At 64.4% G+C, this 21634-nt stretch carries 22 protein-coding genes; 13 read left to right on the top strand and 9 right to left on the bottom strand.

Annotation, left to right across the window (positions count from 1 at the left end; genetic code table 11):
* The first annotated feature begins 1 nt into the window (after position 1).
* The 9 genes from ACLD02_RS16385 to ACLD02_RS16345 all read left to right on the top strand — a co-directional run bounded on the left by ACLD02_RS16385 (position 2) and on the right by ACLD02_RS16345 (position 4298).
* Positions 2-496, top strand: a complete 495-nt coding sequence (locus tag ACLD02_RS16385) for a YcxB family protein (protein WP_410299185.1) — start codon at positions 2-4, stop codon at positions 494-496.
* 44 nt (positions 497-540) lie between these two features.
* The gene (locus ACLD02_RS16380; RefSeq protein ID WP_410299184.1) at positions 541-1074 is read left to right on the top strand and encodes an AAA family ATPase; all 534 of its coding nucleotides are present in this window, start codon (positions 541-543) and stop codon (positions 1072-1074) included.
* Between the two features lie 5 nt (positions 1075-1079).
* A complete protein-coding gene (locus ACLD02_RS16375; protein WP_410299183.1) occupies positions 1080-1295 on the top strand; it encodes a hypothetical protein in 216 nt (71 codons plus the stop codon).
* On the top strand, positions 1292-1567 hold the full coding sequence (locus tag ACLD02_RS16370) for a hypothetical protein (protein ID WP_410299182.1): 276 nt from the start codon (positions 1292-1294) through the stop codon (positions 1565-1567). Before ACLD02_RS16375 ends, ACLD02_RS16370 begins: the two co-directional genes overlap by 4 nt.
* 25 nt (positions 1568-1592) lie before the next feature.
* The gene (locus tag ACLD02_RS16365) at positions 1593-2051 is read left to right on the top strand and encodes a GFA family protein (RefSeq protein WP_410299181.1); all 459 of its coding nucleotides are present in this window, start codon (positions 1593-1595) and stop codon (positions 2049-2051) included.
* A 6-nt stretch (positions 2052-2057) separates the two neighbouring features.
* A complete protein-coding gene (locus ACLD02_RS16360) occupies positions 2058-2534 on the top strand; it encodes a GNAT family N-acetyltransferase (RefSeq protein ID WP_410299180.1) in 477 nt (158 codons plus the stop codon).
* Positions 2535-2581: 47 nt separating this feature from the next.
* The gene (locus tag ACLD02_RS16355; RefSeq protein ID WP_194296896.1) at positions 2582-2788 is read left to right on the top strand and encodes a ParD-like family protein; all 207 of its coding nucleotides are present in this window, start codon (positions 2582-2584) and stop codon (positions 2786-2788) included.
* Positions 2781-3554, top strand: a complete 774-nt coding sequence (map, locus tag ACLD02_RS16350) for a type I methionyl aminopeptidase (protein ID WP_410299179.1) — start codon at positions 2781-2783, stop codon at positions 3552-3554. The genes ACLD02_RS16355 and map overlap by 8 nt, the downstream gene beginning before the upstream one ends.
* A gap of 291 nt (positions 3555-3845) precedes the next feature.
* Positions 3846-4298, top strand: a complete 453-nt coding sequence (locus ACLD02_RS16345; protein ID WP_194865619.1) for a hypothetical protein — start codon at positions 3846-3848, stop codon at positions 4296-4298.
* A gap of 198 nt (positions 4299-4496) precedes the next feature.
* On the opposite strand, the gene urtE is transcribed toward ACLD02_RS16345, so the two are convergent.
* The 9 genes from urtE to ACLD02_RS16300 all read right to left on the bottom strand — a co-directional run bounded on the left by urtE (position 4497) and on the right by ACLD02_RS16300 (position 17624).
* The gene (urtE, locus tag ACLD02_RS16340; protein ID WP_410299178.1) at positions 4497-5192 is read right to left on the bottom strand and encodes an urea ABC transporter ATP-binding subunit UrtE; all 696 of its coding nucleotides are present in this window, start codon (positions 5190-5192) and stop codon (positions 4497-4499) included.
* Positions 5193-5204: 12 nt separating this feature from the next.
* Positions 5205-6065 (bottom strand): urea ABC transporter ATP-binding protein UrtD, encoded by an 861-nt coding sequence (gene urtD / locus ACLD02_RS16335; protein ID WP_410299177.1) that lies wholly within the window; start codon positions 6063-6065, stop codon positions 5205-5207.
* Entirely contained in the window at positions 6052-7182 is a 1131-nt protein-coding gene (urtC, locus tag ACLD02_RS16330) for an urea ABC transporter permease subunit UrtC (protein ID WP_161385454.1), read from the bottom strand. Before urtC ends, urtD begins: the two co-directional genes overlap by 14 nt.
* The gene (urtB, locus tag ACLD02_RS16325; RefSeq protein WP_410299176.1) at positions 7179-8813 is read right to left on the bottom strand and encodes an urea ABC transporter permease subunit UrtB; all 1635 of its coding nucleotides are present in this window, start codon (positions 8811-8813) and stop codon (positions 7179-7181) included. Before urtB ends, urtC begins: the two co-directional genes overlap by 4 nt.
* Positions 8814-8890: 77 nt before the next feature.
* Complete coding sequence (urtA, locus tag ACLD02_RS16320; RefSeq protein WP_194865624.1) at positions 8891-10189, bottom strand: urea ABC transporter substrate-binding protein; 1299 nt, start codon at positions 10187-10189, stop codon at positions 8891-8893.
* Positions 10190-10208: 19 nt separating this feature from the next.
* On the bottom strand, positions 10209-10919 hold the full coding sequence (locus ACLD02_RS16315; RefSeq protein ID WP_194865642.1) for a GntR family transcriptional regulator: 711 nt from the start codon (positions 10917-10919) through the stop codon (positions 10209-10211).
* Positions 10920-10936: 17 nt separating this feature from the next.
* A complete protein-coding gene (gene uca, locus ACLD02_RS16310) occupies positions 10937-14587 on the bottom strand; it encodes an urea carboxylase (protein ID WP_410299175.1) in 3651 nt (1216 codons plus the stop codon).
* A gap of 1 nt (position 14588) precedes the next feature.
* The gene (gene atzF, locus ACLD02_RS16305; protein WP_410299174.1) at positions 14589-16358 is read right to left on the bottom strand and encodes an allophanate hydrolase; all 1770 of its coding nucleotides are present in this window, start codon (positions 16356-16358) and stop codon (positions 14589-14591) included.
* A gap of 363 nt (positions 16359-16721) precedes the next feature.
* Positions 16722-17624, bottom strand: coding sequence for a LysR family transcriptional regulator (locus ACLD02_RS16300; protein WP_410299173.1), 903 nt, complete (start codon positions 17622-17624; stop codon positions 16722-16724).
* A gap of 150 nt (positions 17625-17774) precedes the next feature.
* Here ACLD02_RS16300 and ACLD02_RS16295 point away from each other — a divergent pair, with 150 nt between their 5' ends.
* The 4 genes from ACLD02_RS16295 to ACLD02_RS16280 are packed head-to-tail and all read left to right on the top strand — an operon-like array spanning position 17775 to position 21454.
* Entirely contained in the window at positions 17775-18833 is a 1059-nt protein-coding gene (locus tag ACLD02_RS16295) for an ABC transporter substrate-binding protein (protein ID WP_410299172.1), read from the top strand.
* On the top strand, positions 18830-19900 hold the full coding sequence (locus ACLD02_RS16290; protein WP_410299171.1) for a ring-opening amidohydrolase: 1071 nt from the start codon (positions 18830-18832) through the stop codon (positions 19898-19900). The genes ACLD02_RS16295 and ACLD02_RS16290 overlap by 4 nt, the downstream gene beginning before the upstream one ends.
* Entirely contained in the window at positions 19900-20718 is an 819-nt protein-coding gene (locus tag ACLD02_RS16285) for an ABC transporter ATP-binding protein (protein WP_410299170.1), read from the top strand. Before ACLD02_RS16290 ends, ACLD02_RS16285 begins: the two co-directional genes overlap by 1 nt.
* Complete coding sequence (locus ACLD02_RS16280) at positions 20711-21454, top strand: ABC transporter permease (RefSeq protein WP_410299169.1); 744 nt, start codon at positions 20711-20713, stop codon at positions 21452-21454. Before ACLD02_RS16285 ends, ACLD02_RS16280 begins: the two co-directional genes overlap by 8 nt.
* Positions 21455-21634: the final 180 nt, after the last annotated feature.

The raw sequence follows: 21634 nt of genomic DNA, 5'->3' as shown, positions 1-21634 counted from the left end.
GATGACGATGAAGGCGAAATACCGCATCTCGAAAAAGGACTATGTGGCGTCGGGCAGGCTGTACGCCAGGCCCACGGTGAAAGTCGTGATTGTCTCGGTAATGGTGTTCGCTGTCCTTCTGGTCGTGGCGGTTTATGCGCCGCCAGCCGTCAGTGCACCCATCGTCGGTGGTTTGATCGGTTGGATTGTCTTTTTCCTGGTGGTCCAGCTTTTCGTATCGCCGTATTTACTTGGGCGGCACTACGATAAATATAAGGCGATGCACGAGGAGTTCACCGTTGAGTTGAGGGAGGAGGGCGTCTCCTTTTCCTCCCGGGATGGCGAGGGGCTGCTGCGCTGGGATGCGATCCATAAGTGGCGCCAGAATGACCGCTACGTGATCATTTTTTCCATGCCAAGACTCTACTATGTGGTGCCGAAATCAATCAGCGAAAGTGGTTTCGACATTCCGGCCCTCGTGGCTGCTCTGAGTGGAACAATGCCGGAAAGCAAATAGGCCGGGTGCCTTTGTTTCCCGGCGGAAGGGAGCTTATCAATCCTATGAGTAAACGGTTCGTGGTCACCGGTGGTCCTGGTGGCGGCAAAACCACCCTGCTGGATGCTCTCGCGGCGCGAGGCCATCGCGTGGCCCCGGAGGCCGCGCGGCGGATCATAAAGACGAGGCTGGCGGCGGGGCTGTCGCCGCGACCGGATGCCTCCGCCTTCGCCAGGGAGATCCTGGATTCGGACATCGAACAGTATCGGGCCGCGACAGCCCACCACGGCGTAACCTTCTTCGACCGGGGTGTGCTGGACGCGTTGTACATGCTGGACCTGGCGTCCGCGATCACGGAAGACGAAGCGGCCGGTCTGGTTCAGCGGTTCCCGTACCACAATCCCGTGTTTCTGCTGCCGCCCTGGCAGGAAATCTACGGCACGGACTCGGAGCGAGACCAGACCTTCGAGGAGTCCGTGGAGGTATTCGAAGGGATGAAGCGGTGGTATGAGCGGTGGGGCTACCAAACCGTGGAAGTGCCTCGCGTCGGCATTGAGGAGCGGGTTGCCTTCATTATGGCAACGGCGGGATTAGAGTAATAGAAGTGATTAGCTGCGTTGTACAGGAAGAAGTCTCCGGTTGCGGCATTGCCTCCGTGGCCAACATTCTCGGCAAGAGCTACGGGGAGATGAAGGCCATCGCCAACGGCATGGGCATACAGGCGGAGGACGAGGGCCTGTGGTCGGATACCCGCTATGTGCGGCGGATGCTGGGGCGGTTCGGCGTTCAGGCGTCGGAGGAGAGGTGCCTTTCGGAATGAAGTTGATCGAGCTGGATACGGAAAAGGGAAACCAGCTACTCGAAGCGCTGAGGCGCGGAGGGTGGAAGAAGGTAAGGGAGTATTCGCCCCTGGCTTTTGACAAAGGCATCGATTTCGACAGCTATACCCTCCGAAAAGACGGCCAGGAACTGGTGATGGAGTGGACCAACTGGTTCGAGTGGGAGATCCGGGGTGATGAGTCGGCGCTGGTGGCCATGGCGGACCACCATGGTTTGACGATCCGTGAGGAGGGTTCCGGAAGCGGTGCCTGATATTTCCATGAAGAGGTCCTTTGTTATGTCGGACGTTTCCTTGAGCGCCACGGGGCGCTGCCGCTGCGGGCGGGTTGAATTCGAGGTTCACGCCAGGCCCATGGTCACCATGGCCTGTCATTGCACCGGTTGTCAGCGTATGTCGTCCAGTGCGTTCAGTCTGAGTGCCTTGTTCCCCGGTGAGGCGTTTAGCGTCACGCGGGGGGAGCCGGTGATCGGCGGTTTGCATGGCGCCACGCGGCATTTCTTCTGCGATTACTGCATGAGCTGGCTGTTCACCCGGCCGGAGGGCGAGGCGGATTTCGTGAATGTGCGCTCCACGATGTTCGACAACGCCGCTGATTACCGCCCGTTCATCGAGACTTTCACCAAGGAAAAATTGGATTGGGTCAGTACCGGTGCCACCCACGGCTTTGAAGAATTCCCGCCTCAAGAGCAATTCCCCGTCTTGCTTCAGCAGTACGCCGAAGCGGCGGGCGGATAGTCCGGTATGAGCAACCTGGAACTGGTTGATCTTACCCGGGTGGATTCAAAGGACCTTCTGGCGGTATTGAACGAGGCGCCGCTGAGAAAGCACCTGGTGGATCACGCCTGCTTCGACAAGGACAGCGTTCAGGAGTGGGTAAGGGAGAAGCATCGGCTGGACGCGCTGCCCGGCTGCCGGGTTCGCGGGATTCTCGTGGATGGGAAGCTGGCGGGCTGGTGCGGGATTCAGCCGGATGGTCATGGCTTCGAACTTGCGATCGTGCTGTCACAAAGGGCCTGGGGGCTTGGCATCGCCGTATTCAGAATCCTGATGGGCTGGGCCAGCGAGTTCGGCCATGAGGAAGTCGTCTTCCATCTTCTCGGCAGTCGACCGGAATACCGGTCGCTGGCCAGAATGGCGCGCGAGGTGCACCAGAGCCAGCTGCTGGGCCGGCGTTTCACCACCTACCATTTGCTGGTGGCGCGCCCTGTTGCGAGCTGAGGGCTCGGTATATATGATTCGTATACGTTTCATATATAGGTCGTGCCATGGGCATCGTAAAGATCAACGATGATCTCCACGAGGAGATCCGCAAAGCCAGTTCGGTAATGGTGCGTTCCATCAACGCCCAGGCTGAGTTCTGGATCAAAATCGGTATGTTGGCGGAGGCCAATCCTGAGCTGTCCTTTTCCGAGATCGTGCGCGAGCAGCTGAAGCTGGCCGAGGTGGATATACGGCGGGTGGCCGGTGGCTGAGGCGGTCTTGAAGACGGAGGCGGAGCTGGCGCTGATGCGCGAGTCCGGGCGGCTGCTGGCGTCGGTTTTCGCGTACCTGGATGGTTGGGTGGCGGCCGGTCTTTCCACCCTGGAGATCAACGATCGGGTGGAGCGCTACATCGTCGATGAGCTGGGCTCGCGTCCGGCCAGCAAGGGCCAGTATGGCTTCGAGTATGTGCTCAATACCTCGGTGAACCAGGTGGTGTGCCATGGCGTGCCGTCGGCGAAGAAGATCCTGAAGTCCGGCGATATCATCAATGTGGACATCACCCTGGAGAAAGGCGGCTTTATCGCCGATTCCAGCAAGATGTACATGATCGGCAAGGTGGCTCCCCATGCGCGGCGGTTGGTGGAGAAGACCTACGAGGCCATGTGGGAAGGCATCCGCGTGGTCAAACCGGGCGCTACTCTGGGCGATGTCGGCGCCGCGATTCAGCGCTACGCCGAGCGGCAGGGGTACTCCGTGGTACGCGAATACTGCGGCCACGGCATCGGGCGCGAGATGCACGAAGCCCCGCAGGTGTTGCACTACGGCCAGCCCGGCGCCGGTACCGTGCTGCGCGAGGGCATGACCTTTACCATCGAGCCGATGATCAATCAGGGTAAGGCGGCGGTGCGCACCAAGCCGGACGGCTGGACCGTGGTCACCCGCGACAAGCGCCTTTCCGCCCAGTGGGAGCACACCATCGCGGTTACCCCGGATGGCTTCGAGGTGCTGACGCTGCGAGATGAAGAGCGGAGTTGATCCGCCAAATCGGGAAAGCGCCGGCGCTTTGGCTTAACCGATAGCGAGGACTGTATCCTGTCATCGCCGAGTCCGGAGACATAGCGAAGCACAGCGGGACTGCCCGGGAAGTCGCCAGCGACCCGCGCCTGAACAGTGATTTCACCGTCGTGCTCCTTCATTTTCAGGGGGTCCGTCGTATAGCTGCATTTCTTCTTGGCGTCGATAAATCAGGTGGTGATCTCGCCGAATTGGATCTTTCGGGCTGTATGCATAAAGGAAGAGTGGTTTTAATGGAGCAAGGGTGAAGTGATGAAAGACATATGGGGGGATGTGCTTGAGTTCAGGCTTTATATTCTGGTGTTAATTTCCGTTGTCCTATACGTGCTGTCGCTATTTTTTCCTGCGTTCACGACTGATAGTAGCTATCAAGGATTTTCTGCCGTCTTGAATGACTATATGGGATGGTACGTTCTGATGATTGGGTGGGCCGCCGTTCTGGATAATTGCATCGCGTGGTTTGCGAATCCTCTCTTCGGGCTTTCCGTATTGATGTTGCTGTGCGGGCAAACATCGAAGGTGACGCGGAATCTATCATATGGAAGCTTTATTCTGGCCTTGTCCTCTTTCTTCTACTCGAGCCTTTGGGCAGATGGAGGTCCAAGGGAGCGAATAGTGGAGTATCAAGCCGGGTTCTGGCTATGGTTGTCGGCCATGTTCGGCGTTGCTTTTTGCGCCATGCTGTCCAGGGATAATATGTATTAAGGGAGTGCGATCGGAAGTCCGAAGCCCAGAGGCGTCGTTTTTAGCCGTGGTTTCAAGCGTGTCCCGATCATCGCCAAGGTCGTTGGTTCCGCGTTTCTGTTGGAGGACGGTATTATTCCAGGCCGAACAGCACAAACCATACAGGGCTCTTGTCGGGCCTAGGAATGAGTGCACCATTTATCTTCTGCCTGAAGGGCTCTAAACGGTCAGATACTTCTTCACCAGCTCATCGTCGAGCTCGTTCACGCCCCCTTCCGCCACTTTGCTGCCCCGGTCCAGAATCGCGAAGTGGTCCGCCACGGCGCGGGTGAAGGGCAGCTTCTGTTCCACCAGCAGAATGGTGAGGCCTTCTTCCTGGTTCAGGGTTTTGATGACCCGGGCGATCATGTCGACGATGTTGGGCTGAATGCCTTCGGTGGGCTCGTCCAGGATCAGCAGTTTGGGGTCCAGGGCCAGGGCGCGGCCGATGGCGAGCTGCTGTTGCTGGCCGCCGGAGAGGTCGCCGCCCCGGCGGTGGCGCATGTCGTGGAGCACCGGGAACAGCTCGTGGATGCGCTCGGGGATTTTGCGGCTGCGGTCGGCGCGGGCCTGGAGGCCGGTTTCCAGGTTTTCTTCCACGGTGAGGAGGGGGAAGATTTCGCGGCCCTGGGGCACATAGCCGATGCCGGCGCGGGCCCGTTCCTCGGCGGGCTTTTTGGCCAGGTCGCGGCCTTGGAATTCAATGCTGCCCGATTCGACCGGGAGCAGCCCCATGATGGCTTTCAGCAGGGTGGTCTTGCCGACACCGTTGCGGCCCATGACGCACAGGCATTCGCCTTCGGCGACGGTGAGGTCGAGATCCCAGAGGGTGTGGGATTCGCCGTAGTATTGGTTGAGGCCTTTTATGTTCAACATATTCTTTTCCAGCTATACCGATTCGCCGAGGTAGACCTCGATCACCCTGGGGTCGTTTTGCACCTGCTGCATGCTGCCCTCGGCGAGGACGCTGCCCTGGTGCAGCACGGTGACGGTGTTGGCGATGGAGCGGATGAATTCCATGTCGTGCTCCACCACCATCACCGAGTGTTCGCCGGCCAGGCCTTGCAGCAGCTCGGCGGTGCGTTCCACTTCCTGGCGGGTCATGCCGGCGATGGGTTCGTCCACCAGCAGCAGCTCCGGTTTCTGCATCAGCACCATGGCGATTTCCAGCCATTGTTTCTGGCCGTGGGAGAGGGCGCCGGCGGGCCGGTCGCGATCATTGAGCAGGCCCACGGTATCCAGGGTGCTCGCCATCCAATCGCGTTGTTCGCCGGTGACCGGTTTCAGCAGGGCGTGCCAGGTGCCCTTGGGGCCGGCCATGGCCAGCTCCAGGTTTTCCAGGGCGGTGTGTTCCGGGAACACGGTGGGTTTCTGGAACTTGCGGCCGATGCCGGCGGTGGCGATTTCCGTGTCCGACATGCGGGTCAGGTCCAGGGTCTGGCCAAAGTAGCAAACGCCGCTGTCCGGGCGGGTCTTGCCGGTGATCACGTCCATCATGGTGGATTTGCCGGCGCCGTTGGGGCCGATGATACAGCGCAGCTCGCCGGGTTCGATGTAGAGCGTCAGGTCGTTGAGGGCCTTGAAGCCGTCGAAGCTGACGGTGACGTCCTCCATGTAGAGGATGTGCTTGCCGCCGGTGTCCAGGTGGCCCGCCGATACCGGGCGGGTGCCCGGGCGCAGGGGCCCGAACACCTGGTCACGGCGGAAGGTTTCGCGGAGGCTGGTGGCGAAGGAATCAGGCTGGCTCATGGTGGGCCTCCTGGTCCGGTTGTTTCTTCTTGCGGGCCAGGTTCCTGGCCAGACCGACGAGCCCTTGCGGCAGGAATACGGTGACCGCCACGAACAGGCCCCCCAAGGCGAACAGCCAGGCTTCCGGCATCACGCCGGTGAACACGGTCTTGGCGTAGTTCACCAGGATGGCGCCGATCACCGCGCCGTATAGGGTGGCGCGGCCGCCCACGGCCACCCACACCACCAGCTCGATGGAGTTGAGCGGTGAAAACTCGCCCGGGTTGATGATGCCCACCTGGGGCACATAAAGGGCCCCGGCGATGCCGGCCAGCACGGCGCTCAAGGTGAATACCCACAGTTTGTAGTGTTCGGTGCGGTAGCCCAGGAAGCGGGCGCGGGATTCCGCGTCGCGTACCGCCATCACGGTGCGGCCCAGGCGGGTGCCGGTGATCCAGCGGCACAGCACGAAGGCACCGCCCAGGGCGAGTGCCGAGGCCAGCAGCAGGGCCACCCGGGTGCCATCCGCCTGCAGCGAGAAGCCGAGCAGGTCCTTGAAGTCGGTGAGGCCGTTGTTGCCGCCAAAGCCCAGTTCGTTGCGGAAGAACGCAAGCATCAGCGCGTAGGTGAGCGCCTGGGTGATGATCGACAGGTAAACGCCGGTGACTCGGGAGCGGAACGCCAGCCAGCCAAACACGAAAGCCAGCACGCCGGGTACCAGACCCACCATCAGCAGGGCGAAGCCGAAATGGTCGAAGCCGTGCCAGTACCAGGGCAATTGATCCCAGTTCAGGAATACCATGAAGTCCGGGAGTTCCGGGTTGCCGTAGACGCCCCGGTCGCCGATCTGGCGCATCAGGTACATGCCCATGGCGTAGCCGCCCAGGGCGAAGAAAGCGCCGTGGCCGAGGCTGAGGATGCCGCAGTAGCCCCACACCAGATCCAGGGCCAGGGCGAGCAGGGCGTAGCACAGGTACTTGCCCAGCAGGGTGACGGTGTAGCTGCTCACGTGCAGGGCGGAGTCCGCCGGTACCAGCAGGTTGAGCAGGGCGACGATGATCACCGCGCCGAACAGCACGCCCAGGAACAGCTTGGCGGCGTGGTCGGTGAGCGCGGTCTTGAAGTCGGAATGTCTCATGAATCCTCCGCGGCCCGACCGCGCTGCGGGAACAGCCCGCGCGGTTTGCGCTGAATGAACAGGATGATGAACACCAGCACCATGATCTTGGCGAGCACGGCGCCGGCCAGCGGTTCGATGAACTTGTTGGCGATGCCCAGGCCGAAGGCGGCGGTGAGCGTGCCCCACAAGTTTCCGACGCCGCCGAACACCACCACCATGAAGGAGTCGATGATGTAGGCCTGGCCCAGGTTGGGGCCCACGTTGGTGAGCTGGGCCAGGGCCACGCCGGCGATCCCGGCGATGCCGGAACCGAGCCCGAAGGTGAGGGCGTTGACCCGTTCGCTGCGGATGCCCATGGCCCGGGCGGTGATGCGGTTCTGGCTCACGGCCCGCACCTGCAGGCCGAGTCGGGTTTTCTTGAGCACGGTGAGCAGGGTGAGGAACACCGCCAGGGCGAAGAAGATGATGTAGAGCCGGTTGTAGGTGAGCGAGAACACCGGGTTGATCTGCAGGGCGCCGCTCATCCAGTCCGGGGTCACCACGCTGCGGTTCAGCGGCGAGAAGATCAGCCGCACCGCCTGCTGCAGAATCAGGCTGACGCCGAAGGTGGCGAGCAGGGTTTCCAGGGGCCGGCCGTAGAGAAAGCGGATCACGCAGCGTTCGATGACGATGCCGACCAGGGCGGAGACAAGAAAGGCGGCCGGGATCGCTATCAGCAGGGACCATTCATGGCCCTGGGGAAAGACCTGTTGCACCACATAGGTGGTGTAGGCGCCTAACATGATCAGCTCGCCATGGGCCATGTTGATCACGCCCATGACGCCGAAGGTGATGGCCAGGCCGATGGCGGCCAGCAGCAGCACCGAGCCCAGGCTCAGGCCGAAGAAAATGGTATCGGCGGTTTCGTAGCGGGCGGCGCGCGCGTCGATGGCCTTGAGCGCTTTCTCCGCCGCGTTGCGTTCGGCGGCGGCGTCGGTTTGCGTGGCGCGGTCGCGCAGCACGTTTTTCACCGCCGGCTCCAGGCTGCCGGCCACCGCGTCGATGGCCGCCAGGCGGGTGTGCAGGTCACTGCCGGGATCGCGCAACAGCGCGATGTTCAAGGCAGTGTCGATGGCTCCGTTAACCAGGGGGTTGCTTTCCTCGGCCTGACGTTCGCGCAGGGCACGCAGCATCGTCGGGTCGGTGGTGCCTACCAGGCGCTGCGCCGCTTCCCGGCGCGCCAACGGGTTGGCGTTGGAGAGCGCGGCCACGGCCTGCAGGTTGCGAATCCTCTCGCGCAGCCGGTTGTTGATGATCACCGGGCGGGCGGCACGGGCGTCCACCTGGCCCAGGGATTCACCGGTGAGCGGGTCGGTGAGGGCCCAGCCGCCGTCGGCCTGTTCGCCCAGGACGATACGGTCGTGGGCGCGGTCGTGGACCAGCTTGCGGTCCAGCAGTGCCTGTAGCAGGGCCTCGGTTTGTTCGTGGCCGGAGCGGGCGATGGTTTCAATGGCCCTGCCCTTGACGTCGAAGTCGCGGCTTTTCAGGTCGGCGAGCGCGTCGCTCACCGAGGGCGGGTCCGTCGCCACCGGATCGTCGGTGGGCGTCTGCGCGCCCGCTACGCCGGTGGCGCCAAGCCACAGCAATACAATCAGCAGAACCCTTCGCATCGTGGTTCCTCGAAATCCGTCCGTTAAAGGCGGGCCGGCCAGCGCCGGCCCGCGGGTCGCGAATCGTGGGCGTTCGCTTATTGGGCGGTCTGGCCGCCGCAGGTCTTGGTCTTGGTGTTGTAGTTGCCGCAGTTGATCGGGGCGGTCCAGTCGGCGATCAGGTTCTTGGAATCCGGCAGGTAGTCGGACCAGGCATCGCCGGCCACCAGGCCGTCGGTCTGCCAGACCACGGCGAACTGGCCGTCGTCCTGGATTTCACCGATCAGCACCGGCTTGGAGAGGTGGTGGTTCTTGTTCATCACCGCGGTGCCGCCGGTCAGGTTCGGAGTCTCCACGCCGATCATGGCCTTGGCGACTTTGTCGGTGTCGGTGGATTTGGCTTTCTCAACCGCTTTCACCCACATGTTGAAGCCGATGTAGGTGGCTTCCATGGGATCGTTGGTGACGCGGCTGTCATCGCCGATGTAGTCGTGCCACTGGTCGATGAACTTGTTGTTCTCCGGCGTGTAAACGCTTTCGAAGTAGTTCCAGGCGGCCAGGTGACCCACCAGCGGACCGGTGTCGATGCCGGACAGCTCCTGCTCGCCCACGGAGAAGGCCACCACCGGGATGTCGGCGGCGTCGATGCCCTGGTTGCCCAGCTCTTTATAGAACGGCACGTTGGCGTCGCCGTTGATGGTGGAGACCACGGCGGTCTTCTTGCCTTCGCTGCCGAATTCCTTGATGCGGGAGACGATGGACTGCCAGTCGGAATGACCGAACGGGGTGTAGTTGATCATGATGTCATCGTCGGCGATGCCCTTGGACTTCAGGTAGGCCTCCAGGATCTTGTTAGTAGTGCGCGGGTACACATAGTCGGTGCCGGCCAGCACGAAGCGCTTCACGCCCAGGTCGTTGAGCAGATAGTCCACCGCTGGAATCGCCTGCTGGTTAGGCGCGGCGCCGGTGTAGAAAACGTTCTTGGAGGATTCCTCGCCTTCATACTGAACCGGATAGAACAGCAGGCCGTTGAGCTCTTCCACCACCGGCAGCACGGACTTGCGCGACACCGAGGTCCAGCAACCGAAGATCACGTCGACCTTATCCTGGGTAAGAAGCTGGCGGGCTTTCTCGGCGAACAGCGGCCAGTCCGAGGCCGGGTCCACCACCACGGGTTCGAGCTTCTTGCCCATCACGCCGCCTTTTTCGTTCTGTTGCTCGATCATCATCAGGACGGTGTCCTTGAGCGTCGATTCGCTGATCGCCATGGTGCCGGAGAGCGAATGCAGCACGCCCACCTTGATGGTGTCCGCGGCGCTGACCAGACCACTGTAGGTGATGGCGCCGGCGGCGATCCCTACCTGGGCGATGCGTTTCAGGTTCCGTTTCATGCTCATGATGTTCCCCTTGTTGTAGTTACCGATCCGTACCGAACTCCCGGGCGTCGCCTTGGGCGCGCGCTTCGTGGAGCATATGCAGGGTGATTTTTCTTACTTCATTGCGGCTGGCCTCGATGTGGGCCTTGAGCATCATCTGCGCCTGTTCCACCCGCCGGTGCGCGATCGCCTCGAGAATCGCGGCGTGCTCCTGGTAGGTGGCGTCGATGCGTGGCGGCTTGGTAAAATCGAGCCGACGGATGATGCGCAGCCGTTCCGTGAGGTCATGATGGATACGCGCCATTTCCTGATTACCGGCGGCTTCCACCAGGACTTCATGGAATCGTTCGTCCAGCGCCGAGACCGGGCCCACCTGGGTCGGTCGCTGGTCCGGGGGCGTGGTCCACAACCGCGTCAGTGCCTCGAGCTGCGGCGATGGACCTTCCTGTTCGCAAAGGCGACGCACGGCGGCGCATTCCAGCACCGTGCGCACGTCGTAGAGTTCCTCGAAGTATTTGAAGTCGAAGGGTTTGACCTGCCAGCCACTGCGCGCCAGCACTTCCACATAGCCTTCCCGCTCCAGGCGGAACAGCGCCTCGCGCACCGGCGTGCGGGAAGCGCCCATGCGTTCGGCGACCTCGTTCTCGCTGAAACGGTCGCCGGGCAGCAGGCGGAAATCGAAGATGTCCTGCTTGAGCTGTCGGTAGATGCGTTCGGCCAGGTTCTCGCGTGGGTTCGGTTTGAGGACCATCTTCATGGGGCGCTCCTTCAGGCCACGTCCGTGTCGATCACCGCCACCGGATCACCGGCGTTGATGATCGCACCGGGTTGGCAGTGCAGGCCGGTGATGGTGCCGGCGGCGCTGGCGGTGATCTCGAACTCCATCTTCATGGCTTCCACGATCACCAGGGTCTGGCCTTCCTCCACGGTGGCGCCTTCCTCCACCAGCAGCTTCCAGACGTTGCCGCTGATCTCGGCGCTCACCAGGTGGCCGTCCACCTCGCCGATGTCGGCGCCGCCGCCGCCCAGGATGGCGGACTCGATTTGCGCGTCCTCGTCCTGCCAGCGGGCCACTTCCTGCTGGTAGGCGGCCTGCTGGTTTTCGCGGAAGGCGACCATTTCCGGCTCGATGTCATCCAGGAAGCGGTGGTAATCCGCCAGGGAAAATTGTTCCTCGGTGATCTCCACTTCCAGGCGGCCTTCGCGGAAGGCATCGCGCATGCCCGCCAGCTCGTCTTCGCTGACCGGGTAGTAGCGCACCTGGTCGAAGAAGCGCAGCAGCCAGGGTTCGCCGGTTTTGAACTGGCGGTTCTTGAGGTGCTTGTTCCAGATCGGCACGGTGCGGCCCACCAGTTGGTAGCCGCCGGGGGAGTCCATGCCGTAGATGCACATATAGACGCCGCCGATGCCCACGGTGCCCTCGGCGGTGTAGGTGCGCGCCGGGTTGTACTTGGAGGTCATCAGCCGGTGTCGCGGGTCCACCGGCACCGCGCAGGGCGCGCCCAGGTAAACGTCGCCCAGGCCCAGCACCATGTAGCTGGCCTGGTAGACGATCTCCTTGACCCGCTCGATGGAATCCAGCCCGTTGATGCGGCGGATGAACTCCACGTTGTTGGGCAGCCAGGGTGCGTCGCCGCGAATGGTTTCCTGGTAGCGCTTCACTGCGTCCAGGGTGGCGCTGTCCTCGAACGCCAGCGGCAGATGCAGCACCCGGGAGGTGACCACCATGTCGGCCACGGAGCCGATGGCGGCTTCCCGAGCCAGCAGGGTGTTCACCAGGTCGGTCTGGTGGATGACCCGGGAATCGTAGTGCACCTGCAGGCTGCGCACGCCCGGGGACAGTTCCAGGATGCCTTCTACTTTGTCGCCCTTGAGGTTTTCCATCAGGGCGTGGACGCGGAAGCGCAGGTCCAGATCCAGCACGTTGTCGCCGTACTCGATCAGAATGTATTTATCGCCGGCCTGCCGGTAGGTGATGCGCGGCGCCTGGTCGGTGGCGTCCAGCTCCGCCAACATCGTCGCCGACGTGGAGTCTTGCTGTAGGAGCGACTTCAGTCGCGATCCCTCCAAGGTAGCCGACTCTTCCCCGGCGCTTTCCGGCTCCAACATCTCAATCGCCCGATCCCGCGCCTTCTCCAACGCCAGCGCCTCATCAAACGCCATCGGCACGAAACGGATGCTGTCACCGGGTTTCAACTGCCCCACCTTCCACAGCTCCGCTTTGGCGATGGTCACCGGGCACACGAAGCCGCCCAGGCTCGGGCCGTCCTTGGTGAGGATCACCGGGAAGTCGCCGGTGAAGTTGACGCTGCCCACGGCGTATTCGCAGTCGTGGATGTTGGACGGGTGCAGGCCGGCCTCGCCGCCGTCGGTGCGGGTCCAGGTCGGTTTCGGGCCCACCAGGCGGATGCCCAGGCGGTTGGAGTTGTAGTGCACCTGCCAGTCGGCGCTGAAGAATTCCTCGATGGCCTCTTCGGTGAAAAAGTCCGGCGCGCCGTGGGGGCCGTACAGCACCTTGATTTCCCATTGCTGCGGGTAATCCGGAATCAGCGCGGCGTCCGGCGCCGCCGGCTCATGCTCCGGGGCCGGGGTGGGGCAGCCGGCCAGTTGCGGCTGGCAGATCGAGAGCACGTCGCCCTTGCGCAGGGTGCGCCCGCCGTGGCCGCCGAACTGGCCGAGTACGAAGGTGGATTTGCTGCCCAGGTAGTCGGGCACGTCGATGCCGTTACGCACGGCGATGTAGGTGCGGCAGCCACTGGTGGCCTTGCCGGTGACCAGGGTCTGGCCGGCCTTTACCGCCACCGGTTGCCAGAGTGCCACCGGCTCGCCGTCCAGGGTGGCGTCGCAACCGGCGCCGGTGATCGCGATCACCGTGTCGCTGTGAAAGCGCAGAGACGGCCCCACGAGCGTGGCTTCCAGCCCGGCGGCGCTGGCGTGGTTGCCGACGATGCGGTTGCCCATCCGGAACGCGTAGTCGTCCATGGGGCCTGACGGCGGTACGCCGATGTCCCAGTAGCCGGCTCGGCCCGGGTAGTCCTGCACCGTGGTGTAGGTGCCCGGGTCGACGATCTCGAAGGCGGTGGGGGTGTACTGGAAGCTTTCCAGGTAGCGGGTGGAAACCTTGCCCTCCGCCACCGCCGGATCGCGCAGAATCTGGCGCAGGTAATCCAGGTTGGTGGCGATGCCGGACAGGCGGGTGGCGGCCAGGGCATTGCGCATGTTGTCGAGGGCGGTGGCGCGGTCGGCGCCGTGCACGATCACCTTGGCGAGCATCGGGTCATAGTGCGGGCTCACCTCGGTGCCGGTGTCCACCCAGCCATCCAGGCGGATGTTTTCAGGAAAGGATACTTCGGTGAGCTCGCCCGGACTGGGTTGGAAATCCTTGAGCGCGTCCTCGGCGTAGATGCGCACTTCCATGGCGTGGCCATCGGACCGGTAGTCCTGGCCCAGGGGCACGCTCTCGCCACCGGCCAGTTTCAGCATCCAGGCCACCAGGTCCACGCCGAACACGGCTTCGGTGACGCCGTGCTCGACCTGGAGGCGGGTGTTCACCTCCAGGAAATAGAATTCATCGCGCTCGTCGTCGTAGATGTATTCCACCGTGCCGGCGGATTGGTAGTTCACCGATTCGCCCAGGCGCACGGCGCTGTCATGCAGTTTTTCCCGGGTGGCCTGGGGCAGGTTAGGGGCCGGGGTTTCCTCCACTACTTTCTGGTTGCGCCGTTGCAGGGAACATTCCCGTTCGCCGAGCGCCAGTACCTTGCCTTTGCCGTCGCCGAAGATCTGCACTTCCACATGGCGGGCCCGGGCCACGAACCGTTCGATGAACACGCCGGAGTCGGAGAAGAAACTTTCGCCCAGGCGTTTCACGGATTCGAAGGCGTCCACCAGCTCCGCTTCATCGTCGCAGCGGCTCAGGCCGATGCCGCCGCCGCCGGCGGTGCTCTTGAGCATTACCGGGTAGCCGATGCGGGCGGCGGCTTGCCTGGCTTCGTCCAGGCTTTTAAGAAGGTCGGTGCCGGGGGCCAGGGGCACGCCGGCGGCCTCGGCCAGGGCGCGGGCCTCGTGCTTGAGGCCGAAGCGGCGCAGCTGGTCCGGGGTCGGGCCCACGAACACCACGCCCTGGGCGGCGCAGGCCTCCGCGAAGTCGGCGTTCTCGGAGAGAAAGCCGTAGCCAGGGATCACCGCGTCGGCGCCGGTGTCCTTTACCGCTTGCAGAATCAGGTCGGTGCGCAGGTAGCTTTCCGCCGCAGTCTGGCCGCCCAGTGCCACCGCCTCGTCGGCCGCGGCCACGTGCTGGCTGTTGCGGTCGGCGTCGGAGTACACCGCCACCGAGGCAACGCCCATGCTCTTGAGCGTGCGGCAGATGCGCACCGCGATCTCGCCGCGGTTGGCGATCAGGACCTTCTTCAAAGCCATTTCATAACCCCTTTATGTAGTTTCTCCAGCCCCCCAGGGCGGTGATGTCCTTGGCGTCGGGAATCGCCCAGCCTTCGCAGATGAAGCCTTTCACCTGGCGGCCGTCCTCGGTTTCCAGGGTGCCCATGCCGAGTGGGCCGGGGATCAGCGCCACGAAACTTCCGAACTCGGTGACCGGCAGCTTCCACAGCTCGATCTCGATGGCGGCGCCGTCGTCGGCGCGGATCAGGCCGGGTTTGGGCGGCGTGGTGTTGGCCAGGGCGTAGAGGCGATAGCAGGGCGCGGTGCGGGTGGTTTCCAGCAGCACGCCGTTGCGTTCGGTGAGTTGGTAATTCAGCGGCATGCCGGACAGATGCGCGCCCACCACCGCCACGGTGACGGTGCCGTCGTCCCGGTCCTTGTCGTCCTCCGCCTGCGGCAGCGGTGGTTGCTGGTCGGTGACGCCGGCCTTCCACGGACGGTGGCGCTGCCAGCGGCGGCCGAACTCCGCCAGGGCGGCGTCGTACCAGGCCGGGCCGATCAGGGTGATGCCGGTGGGCAGGCGGTCCTCGTCGCGCAGCCCGCCGGGCAGCGACAGGGCGCACATGTCGAGCAGATTGACGAAGTTGGTCCAGGTACCGAGCTGGCTGTTGAGGGTGACCGGGTCCGCGTTCACCGCCGCCCGGGTGTAGATGCCCGGCGTGCTGGGCACCACCAGGGCGTCGATGTCCGCCATCAACTGGTCCGCCTGGCGGCGCAGGTCGGCCAGTTTGTACTGGGCGCGGAAACCGTCGGCGGCGCTCATGTCCCGGGCCGGCAGAATAATGTCGCGGATCACCGGCAGCAGGGCGTCGGGCTGATCCAGCAACGGCTCCGCCACGGTATAGCGCTCCGCCACCCAGGGGCCCTGGTAGAGCAGGCGGGCGGCCTCGTGGAGCACCTCCAGGTCCATGGGCACCAGCTCGGCGATGGCGTCCAGTTCCTCCAGTTGCCGTTGCCAGGCGGCGGCGGCCTGGTCGTCGCCGAACCAGGGTGTTTCCTTGGGCACGCCCAGGCGCGGTTTTTCCGGCAGGGCGGTGGGCACGCCGGAGGGCGCATGGCGGGCGTAGCCGTCCCGTTCGTCGTAGCCCTTATAAATATCGAACACGGTCTCCGCGTCGTCCACGCTCACCGCGAACACGCTGATGCAATCCAGGGTGCGGCAGGCGGGCACCACGCCCCGGGTGCTCATGCTGCCCTTGGTGGGCTTCAGGCCGACGATGTTGGTGAGCGCCGCCGGCACCCGGCCGGAACCGGCGGTGTCGGTGCCCAGCGCGAAGGGCACCAGCCCCAGGCTGACCACGGCGGCGGAACCGGAACTGGAACCGCCGGTGACATAGTCGCCATTGAACGGGTTGGGCACCTCGCCGTAGGGCGAACGCACCCCCACCAGGCCGGTGGCGAGCTGATCCAGATTGGTCTTGCCCACCAGGATGGCGCCGGCGTCGAGCAGCGCCTGCACCGCCGGGGCGGTTTCCTTGGCGGTATAGGCATAGGCCGGGCAGGCGGCGGTAGTGGGCAGGCTGCCCACGTCGATGTTGTCCTTTACCGCGAAGGGCACGCCGTACAGAGGCAGGGACGGATCGCTGAGGCGCTCCGCCTGGGCGAGCAGACTGGATTCGTCGAGCAGGTGAATCCAGAGAGCCCGTTCGCTGTCCTGCAGTTGCGCGGACAGCGCCTTCATGGCGGCAACCGGCGTCAGCTTTTTACGCCGGTAGGCGGAGCGCCATTGATCGATGGTCCAGCCAAGCACGTTCGCATACCTCGTTGTATACCAGTAGGTATGCTGAACGGTGCAAGGCCGGTGCCAGCTTGTCGGCGAACGTCCCGGGGCCAGTGTTCACGGGCGATGGCGGTGGCCGGTTAGATTCGCGACCGAGAGCGAAGCTGCTATTTTCTGCTTCATCACGGGGCGCCCGGCACCGTTTTTGTGCGGCCATGGGCGGCGGCCTGATTGGATATTCAGCTCCATCGGGGGCGCGAGTCTGGGTTATGCCCTTCCGGGAGTCTCCAGGGACGGATTCACGACGTTCCCGGAAAGGGGCCCACACCGAGACGCGTCCCCGCTGGAGAGCCCGCACCGAGACGTCACACCGGGACGCGCGCACCCCGACATTCAGCCGGCGGCGTCGGCCAGCTCGTTCTTGAGGTGCTCCACGAACCGGGCGGTGGCCACCGGCAGCGCCCGGGAATGCTCCATGCCCAACACCAGCCGCCCCCGGCTCAACCCCCGATCCGCCAGCGGCAGGGCGCGCATGCCGCCGGGCAGATGCGAAGGCGGCATGCCGATCTGAATCTGAAAACACACGCCGCCGCTCTTCACCGCGAAGTTGCGCATCATCTCGAAGGAGTTGGACTCCAGCGCCGCCTCCAGACGCAACGAACGCCGCGCCAGGAATTCGTCCAGCAAGGCGCGCCCGCCCAGGGTGCGGTCCGGCAGCGCCAGCGGATAGGCCACGCAATCGGACAGCCGCACCTTGTCCCGATCAGTGAGCGGATGGTCCGGCGACACGAAAGCGCACAGTCGCTGCTCCACATCCATCAAGGTGCGTATCTCCGGGTCCGGCGGCGGGTTGAACACCAGGCCGATGTCGGCGCGGAATTCCTTTAGGTACTGATAGACCTCCTCGCGCCCGCAAATAAAGGTGGTGAAGCGGATCTTCGGGTGCGTCTTCTGGAAGGTATGGATGGCCCGGGGCAGCATTTCCGCCGCCATGCCCTCGATGGCGGCGATGCGCACCTCGCCCCGGCGCAGGCTGCGCAGGTCCTCGATTTCCGAGAGGGTGCGTTCCAGCTCCGCCATCTGCTTGCGGGCGTAGGCCACGAACAGCTCGCCGGCGGCGGTGAGGCGCACGCCCCGGGCGCGGCGCTCGAACAGGGGCGTGCCGATCTGTTCCTCGATGTCCAGGATGCGGCGGTTCACCGCCGAGGACACCACGTTCAATTGCTCGGCGGCCTTGCGGATCGAGCCGCTACGGGCGACCGCGTCGATGTAGCGAAGAAAGCGGATGTTCTGCATGGGGCATGGTCCGGCGTTGTCCGAGGGAGTGATGCCGAAAAGGCAGCGCTATGCGGTAAAAATAACGCTGGTCGGCCTCGCTCCGGGGATTCTATCTTGCCTCGCATTGAACGCCCAGGCATGGGGCCGGGCGCGAGGAGAGAGATTTCCATGCAACCGAGAACCGCTTTGTTACCGTCCGCGGGCCGTCCCCGGCCCGTCTTTTTCTTCCTGGGGCTGCTGGCGGCGCTGAGCCTGTCGCTGGCGTCCGCCGCCCGCGCCGAGCGCGAGGTGCGCTTCACCGCCAACTGGGCCTTCGAAGCCTCCAACGCGCCCTTCGTGCTGGCCGCCCAGCGTGGTTATTTCGAGGAAGAGGGCCTGGACGTCACCGTGGACGCCGGTGAGGGCTCCTCGGCGGTGATCACGCGCATCGCCGGCGGCAGCTACGAGGCCGGCTTCGGCGACATCAACACCCTGATCGAATTCAACGCCCGCCATCCGGATAACCGCCAGCGCATGGTGTACATGATCTACAACCGGCCCCCGCTGGCGATCATTACCCTCAAGGAATCCGGTATCGAGACGCCGAAACAATTGGAAGGCAAGGCGATTGGCGCGCCGGCCAACGATTCCGCCTACCGCATGTTCCCGCTGTTCGCCGAGGCCGCCGACCTGAACAGCGACGCCATCCGCTTCGAGAACGTGGCCCCCAACCTGCGCGAAGCCATGCTGGTGCAGGGCAAGGTGGACGCCATCGCCGGCTTTCCGCCCAGCGCGGTGCCGAACCTGCTCAAGCTCGGCATCGACGAGGATGACATCCGCATCTTCTATTACTCCGACTACGGCGTGCCGCTGTACAGCAATGGCCTGATCGTTACCGAGCGCATGATCGAGGAGGAGCCGGAGGTGGTCCAGGGCCTGGTGCGCGCCAGTCATCGCGGCCTCAAGGCCAGCATCGATGACCCGCTGGCCGCCGCCCAGGCGCTGCGCAAGAAAGACAGCCTGATCAATGTGCAGCTGGAAGAGCAGCGCATGCGCTTTCTGATCGATAACCAGCTGATCACCGAGGAAGTGAAGCAAAACGGCCTGGGCGCCGTGGACCCGGAGCGGCTGGCCGCGTCCATCGATGTGGTGGCGCAAGCCCTGGAATTGGACAACCCGCCGGCGCCGGAGCAGGTGTTCGATGGTGAATTCCTGGACGCCCTGAAAGACCGGAGCGTGGCGCCATGAGAACCCGAGTCCATCGTTTCCCATGCGCTGGCCCGGATGATTTGACGCCGCTGCGCGAGGCCCTGGCCGACGGTCGCCTGCACCCGGAACGGGTGGTGGCGGTGCTCGGCAAGACCGAGGGCAACGGCTGCGTTAACGACTTTACCCGCGCCTTCGCCACCACCGTGCTCAAGCGCTTTTTCGCCGAGCGCCTGGCGCTGCCCGAGGACACCGTGGCCGAGCGCATTGCCTTCGTCATGTCCGGTGGCACCGAGGGCGGCCTGTCGCCGCACTGGCTGGTGTTCGAGGTGGACGACGCCGCTTCGCCGGCGCCGGAGCAGCCGGGCCTGGCGGCGGGCATCGCCTTCTCCGAGGCGTTCGCCCCGGAGCAAATCGGCCGCATGGACCAGGTGCGCGCCACCGCCGAAGCGGTACGAAGGGCCATGGCCAGCGCCGGCATCGAACGGGCCGGGGACGTGCACTACGTGCAGATCAAATGCCCGCTGCTCACCGCCGCCCGCTGCGAGGACGCCCGCCTGCGCGGCGCCACCGTGGCCACCACCGACACCTACGAATCCATGGGCTATTCCCGGGGCGCCTCGGCCCTGGGCGTGGCCCTGGCCCTGGGCGAGGTGGAGGAGGCGTCGCTCAGCGACGCCGCCATCTGCCATGACCATGCACTGTGGTCCGGTCGCGCCAGCACCTCCGCCGGCATCGAACTGATGCGCAACGAAATCCTGGTACTGGGCAACGCCCCGGGCTGGGACCCGACCCTGCGCATCGGCCACGACGTGATGGCCGACGCTCTGGATGGCGATGCCCTGGATCGCGCCCTGGCGCCCCTGGGCGGCGGCGAGCTGCGCGCCCTTCTGGCCAAGGCGGAGCCGTCGCGCAGCGGTGAAATACGTGGCCACCGCCACACCATGTGGGACGACAGCGACATCAACGCCACCCGTCATGCCCGCGCCCTGGTGGGTGGCGTGCTGGGGGGGCGCACCGGCGACCTGGCTCTGTTCGTGTCCGGCGGCGCCGAACACCAGGGCCCGGACGGCGGCGGCCCGCTGGCGGTGATCGTGGAGAAACCGTAATGAGCGAAGGTTTCATCGAACTGGACAACGCCACCCTGTGTTACGCGCGCAGTGAAACGCCGGCGGTGGTGGACATCTCCCTGACCGTGCCCAGTGGCGGCAGCGTCGCCCTGGTGGGCCCCAGTGGTTGCGGCAAGAGCTCGGTGCTGCGCCTGATCGCCGGCCTGGAAACCGCCACCGGTGGCCGCGTCACCGTGGGCGGCGCGGCGCCGGGCGCGTCCCGGGGCGCCGTCGGCGTGGCCTTCCAGAAAAGCACCATGCTCGACTGGCGCACGGTGCTCGACAACGTGCTGCTGCCGCTGGAAGTGGTGAGCGGCCCCACCGGTTTCCGCGCCCGTCGCGCCGAATACCACCAGCGTGCCCTGGCGTTGCTGGAGCGGCTCGGTCTGGGCGAATACGCCCACCGCTACCCTTGGGAAATGTCCGGCGGCATGCAGCAGCGCGCCTCCCTGTGCCGCGCGTTGATTCACGAACCGGATCTGCTATTGCTGGACGAGCCCTTCGCCGCCCTGGATGCCTTTACCCGGGAGGACCTGTGGGGCCTGGTGCAGTCCATCTGGCGAGAGCGCCGCCCCACCACCGTGCTGGTCACCCATGATCTGCGCGAGGCGGTCTATCTGGCTGACACTGTCTATGTGTTTTCCAAGGGCCCGGGGCGCATCGTGCATCGCGAGGACATCGAGTTGCCCCGGCCGCGCACCGTGGAGGGCACCTTCGAGCCGGACTTCGTGGAGTATGTGCAGCGCCTGCGCGGGCACATCGTGGAAGTGCGTGAAACCGTGGAAACGAGACACACCGAGGAGCCCGCCCATGGCTGACTGGATGCTCAACCGGCGGGTGCTGCCCTGGCTGGTGACCCTGGGGGCCTTCCTGATGTGGGAGGGCGTGGTGCGCACTTTCCAGATCAAGACGTTCATTCTGCCGGCGCCATCCCTGGTGGCGCAGTGGGAGCCGATTCTGCAGCACTCCCTGCAAACCCTGATGACCACCCTGGTGGGGCTGGCGCTGGCCATCGGTTTCGGCGTACTGCTGGGGCTGGCGGTAGGCGCCAGCGAAAAAATCTACGCCGGTCTGTACCCGCTGATGGTGGCGTTCAACAGCATTCCCAAGGTGGCCCTGGTGCCGATCCTGGTGATCTGGTTCGGCATCGGCACGGTGCCGGCGATCCTCACCGCCTTTCTGATTTCGTTCTTTCCCATCGTGGTCAACATCGCCACCGGCCTGGCCACGGTGGAACCGGAACTCAACGACCTGATGCGCTCCCTGGGCGCCAACCGACTCACGGTGCTGCGCAAGGTGGGGCTGCCGCGCACCCTGCCGTACTTCTTCGCTGCCCTGAAGGTAGCGGTGACGCTGGCCTTCGTGGGCTCGGTGATTTCCGAGACCGTGGCCGCCAACGCCGGCGTCGGCTACATGATGATGGTGGCCGGCAGCCGCTTCGAGGTGCCGCTGGTGTTCGCCGGCCTGGTGGTGGTGGGCGCCATGGGCATCGTGCTGTACCAGGCGTTCGAATGGCTGGAGCGGCGGCTTACCTTCTGGGCGGTGCGCGGCTGATTGCCGTGCCCGCCGGTGGTGCGGAAACCGCTTTCTTGCACACAAGCGGTGCCGGCAGTGCCGGGCTGAGTGGGAGGGGGGCGTCTGAAAGCCCTGTGAAAACAGGGTTTTCATGATTTGGCATGAACACTGCTACTTGTATACCAACATGCATTCCAGGATGCACTCCAACCCTCCCCG

The sequence above is a fragment of the Alloalcanivorax sp. C16-2 genome (genome assembly GCF_046507615.1).
GTDB lineage: Bacteria > Pseudomonadota > Gammaproteobacteria > Pseudomonadales > Alcanivoracaceae > Alloalcanivorax > Alloalcanivorax marinus_A.
This window is presented reverse-complemented; position numbering and strand designations above follow the sequence as displayed.

Excerpts from the sequence above, each read along its gene's own strand:
- ACLD02_RS16385 (WP_410299185.1), top strand. The coding sequence starts at position 2 with ATGACGATGAAGGCGAAATACCGCATCTCGAAAAAGGACTATGTGGCG.
- ACLD02_RS16380 (WP_410299184.1), top strand. The coding sequence starts at position 541 with ATGAGTAAACGGTTCGTGGTCACCGGTGGTCCTGGTGGCGGCAAAACC.
- ACLD02_RS16370 (WP_410299182.1), top strand. The coding sequence starts at position 1,292 with ATGAAGTTGATCGAGCTGGATACGGAAAAGGGAAACCAGCTACTCGAA.
- ACLD02_RS16365 (WP_410299181.1), top strand. The coding sequence starts at position 1,593 with ATGTCGGACGTTTCCTTGAGCGCCACGGGGCGCTGCCGCTGCGGGCGG.
- ACLD02_RS16360 (WP_410299180.1), top strand. The coding sequence starts at position 2,058 with ATGAGCAACCTGGAACTGGTTGATCTTACCCGGGTGGATTCAAAGGAC.
- ACLD02_RS16355 (WP_194296896.1), top strand. The coding sequence starts at position 2,582 with ATGGGCATCGTAAAGATCAACGATGATCTCCACGAGGAGATCCGCAAA.
- ACLD02_RS16345 (WP_194865619.1), top strand. The coding sequence starts at position 3,846 with ATGAAAGACATATGGGGGGATGTGCTTGAGTTCAGGCTTTATATTCTG.
- urtE (WP_410299178.1), bottom strand. The coding sequence starts at position 5,192 with ATGTTGAACATAAAAGGCCTCAACCAATACTACGGCGAATCCCACACC.
- urtD (WP_410299177.1), bottom strand. The coding sequence starts at position 6,065 with ATGAGCCAGCCTGATTCCTTCGCCACCAGCCTCCGCGAAACCTTCCGC.
- urtC (WP_161385454.1), bottom strand. The coding sequence starts at position 7,182 with ATGAGACATTCCGACTTCAAGACCGCGCTCACCGACCACGCCGCCAAG.
- urtB (WP_410299176.1), bottom strand. The coding sequence starts at position 8,813 with ATGCGAAGGGTTCTGCTGATTGTATTGCTGTGGCTTGGCGCCACCGGC.
- urtA (WP_194865624.1), bottom strand. The coding sequence starts at position 10,189 with ATGAGCATGAAACGGAACCTGAAACGCATCGCCCAGGTAGGGATCGCC.
- ACLD02_RS16315 (WP_194865642.1), bottom strand. The coding sequence starts at position 10,919 with ATGGTCCTCAAACCGAACCCACGCGAGAACCTGGCCGAACGCATCTAC.
- uca (WP_410299175.1), bottom strand. The coding sequence starts at position 14,587 with ATGGCTTTGAAGAAGGTCCTGATCGCCAACCGCGGCGAGATCGCGGTG.
- ACLD02_RS16300 (WP_410299173.1), bottom strand. The coding sequence starts at position 17,624 with ATGCAGAACATCCGCTTTCTTCGCTACATCGACGCGGTCGCCCGTAGC.
- ACLD02_RS16295 (WP_410299172.1), top strand. The coding sequence starts at position 17,775 with ATGCAACCGAGAACCGCTTTGTTACCGTCCGCGGGCCGTCCCCGGCCC.
- ACLD02_RS16290 (WP_410299171.1), top strand. The coding sequence starts at position 18,830 with ATGAGAACCCGAGTCCATCGTTTCCCATGCGCTGGCCCGGATGATTTG.
- ACLD02_RS16285 (WP_410299170.1), top strand. The coding sequence starts at position 19,900 with ATGAGCGAAGGTTTCATCGAACTGGACAACGCCACCCTGTGTTACGCG.
- ACLD02_RS16280 (WP_410299169.1), top strand. The coding sequence starts at position 20,711 with ATGGCTGACTGGATGCTCAACCGGCGGGTGCTGCCCTGGCTGGTGACC.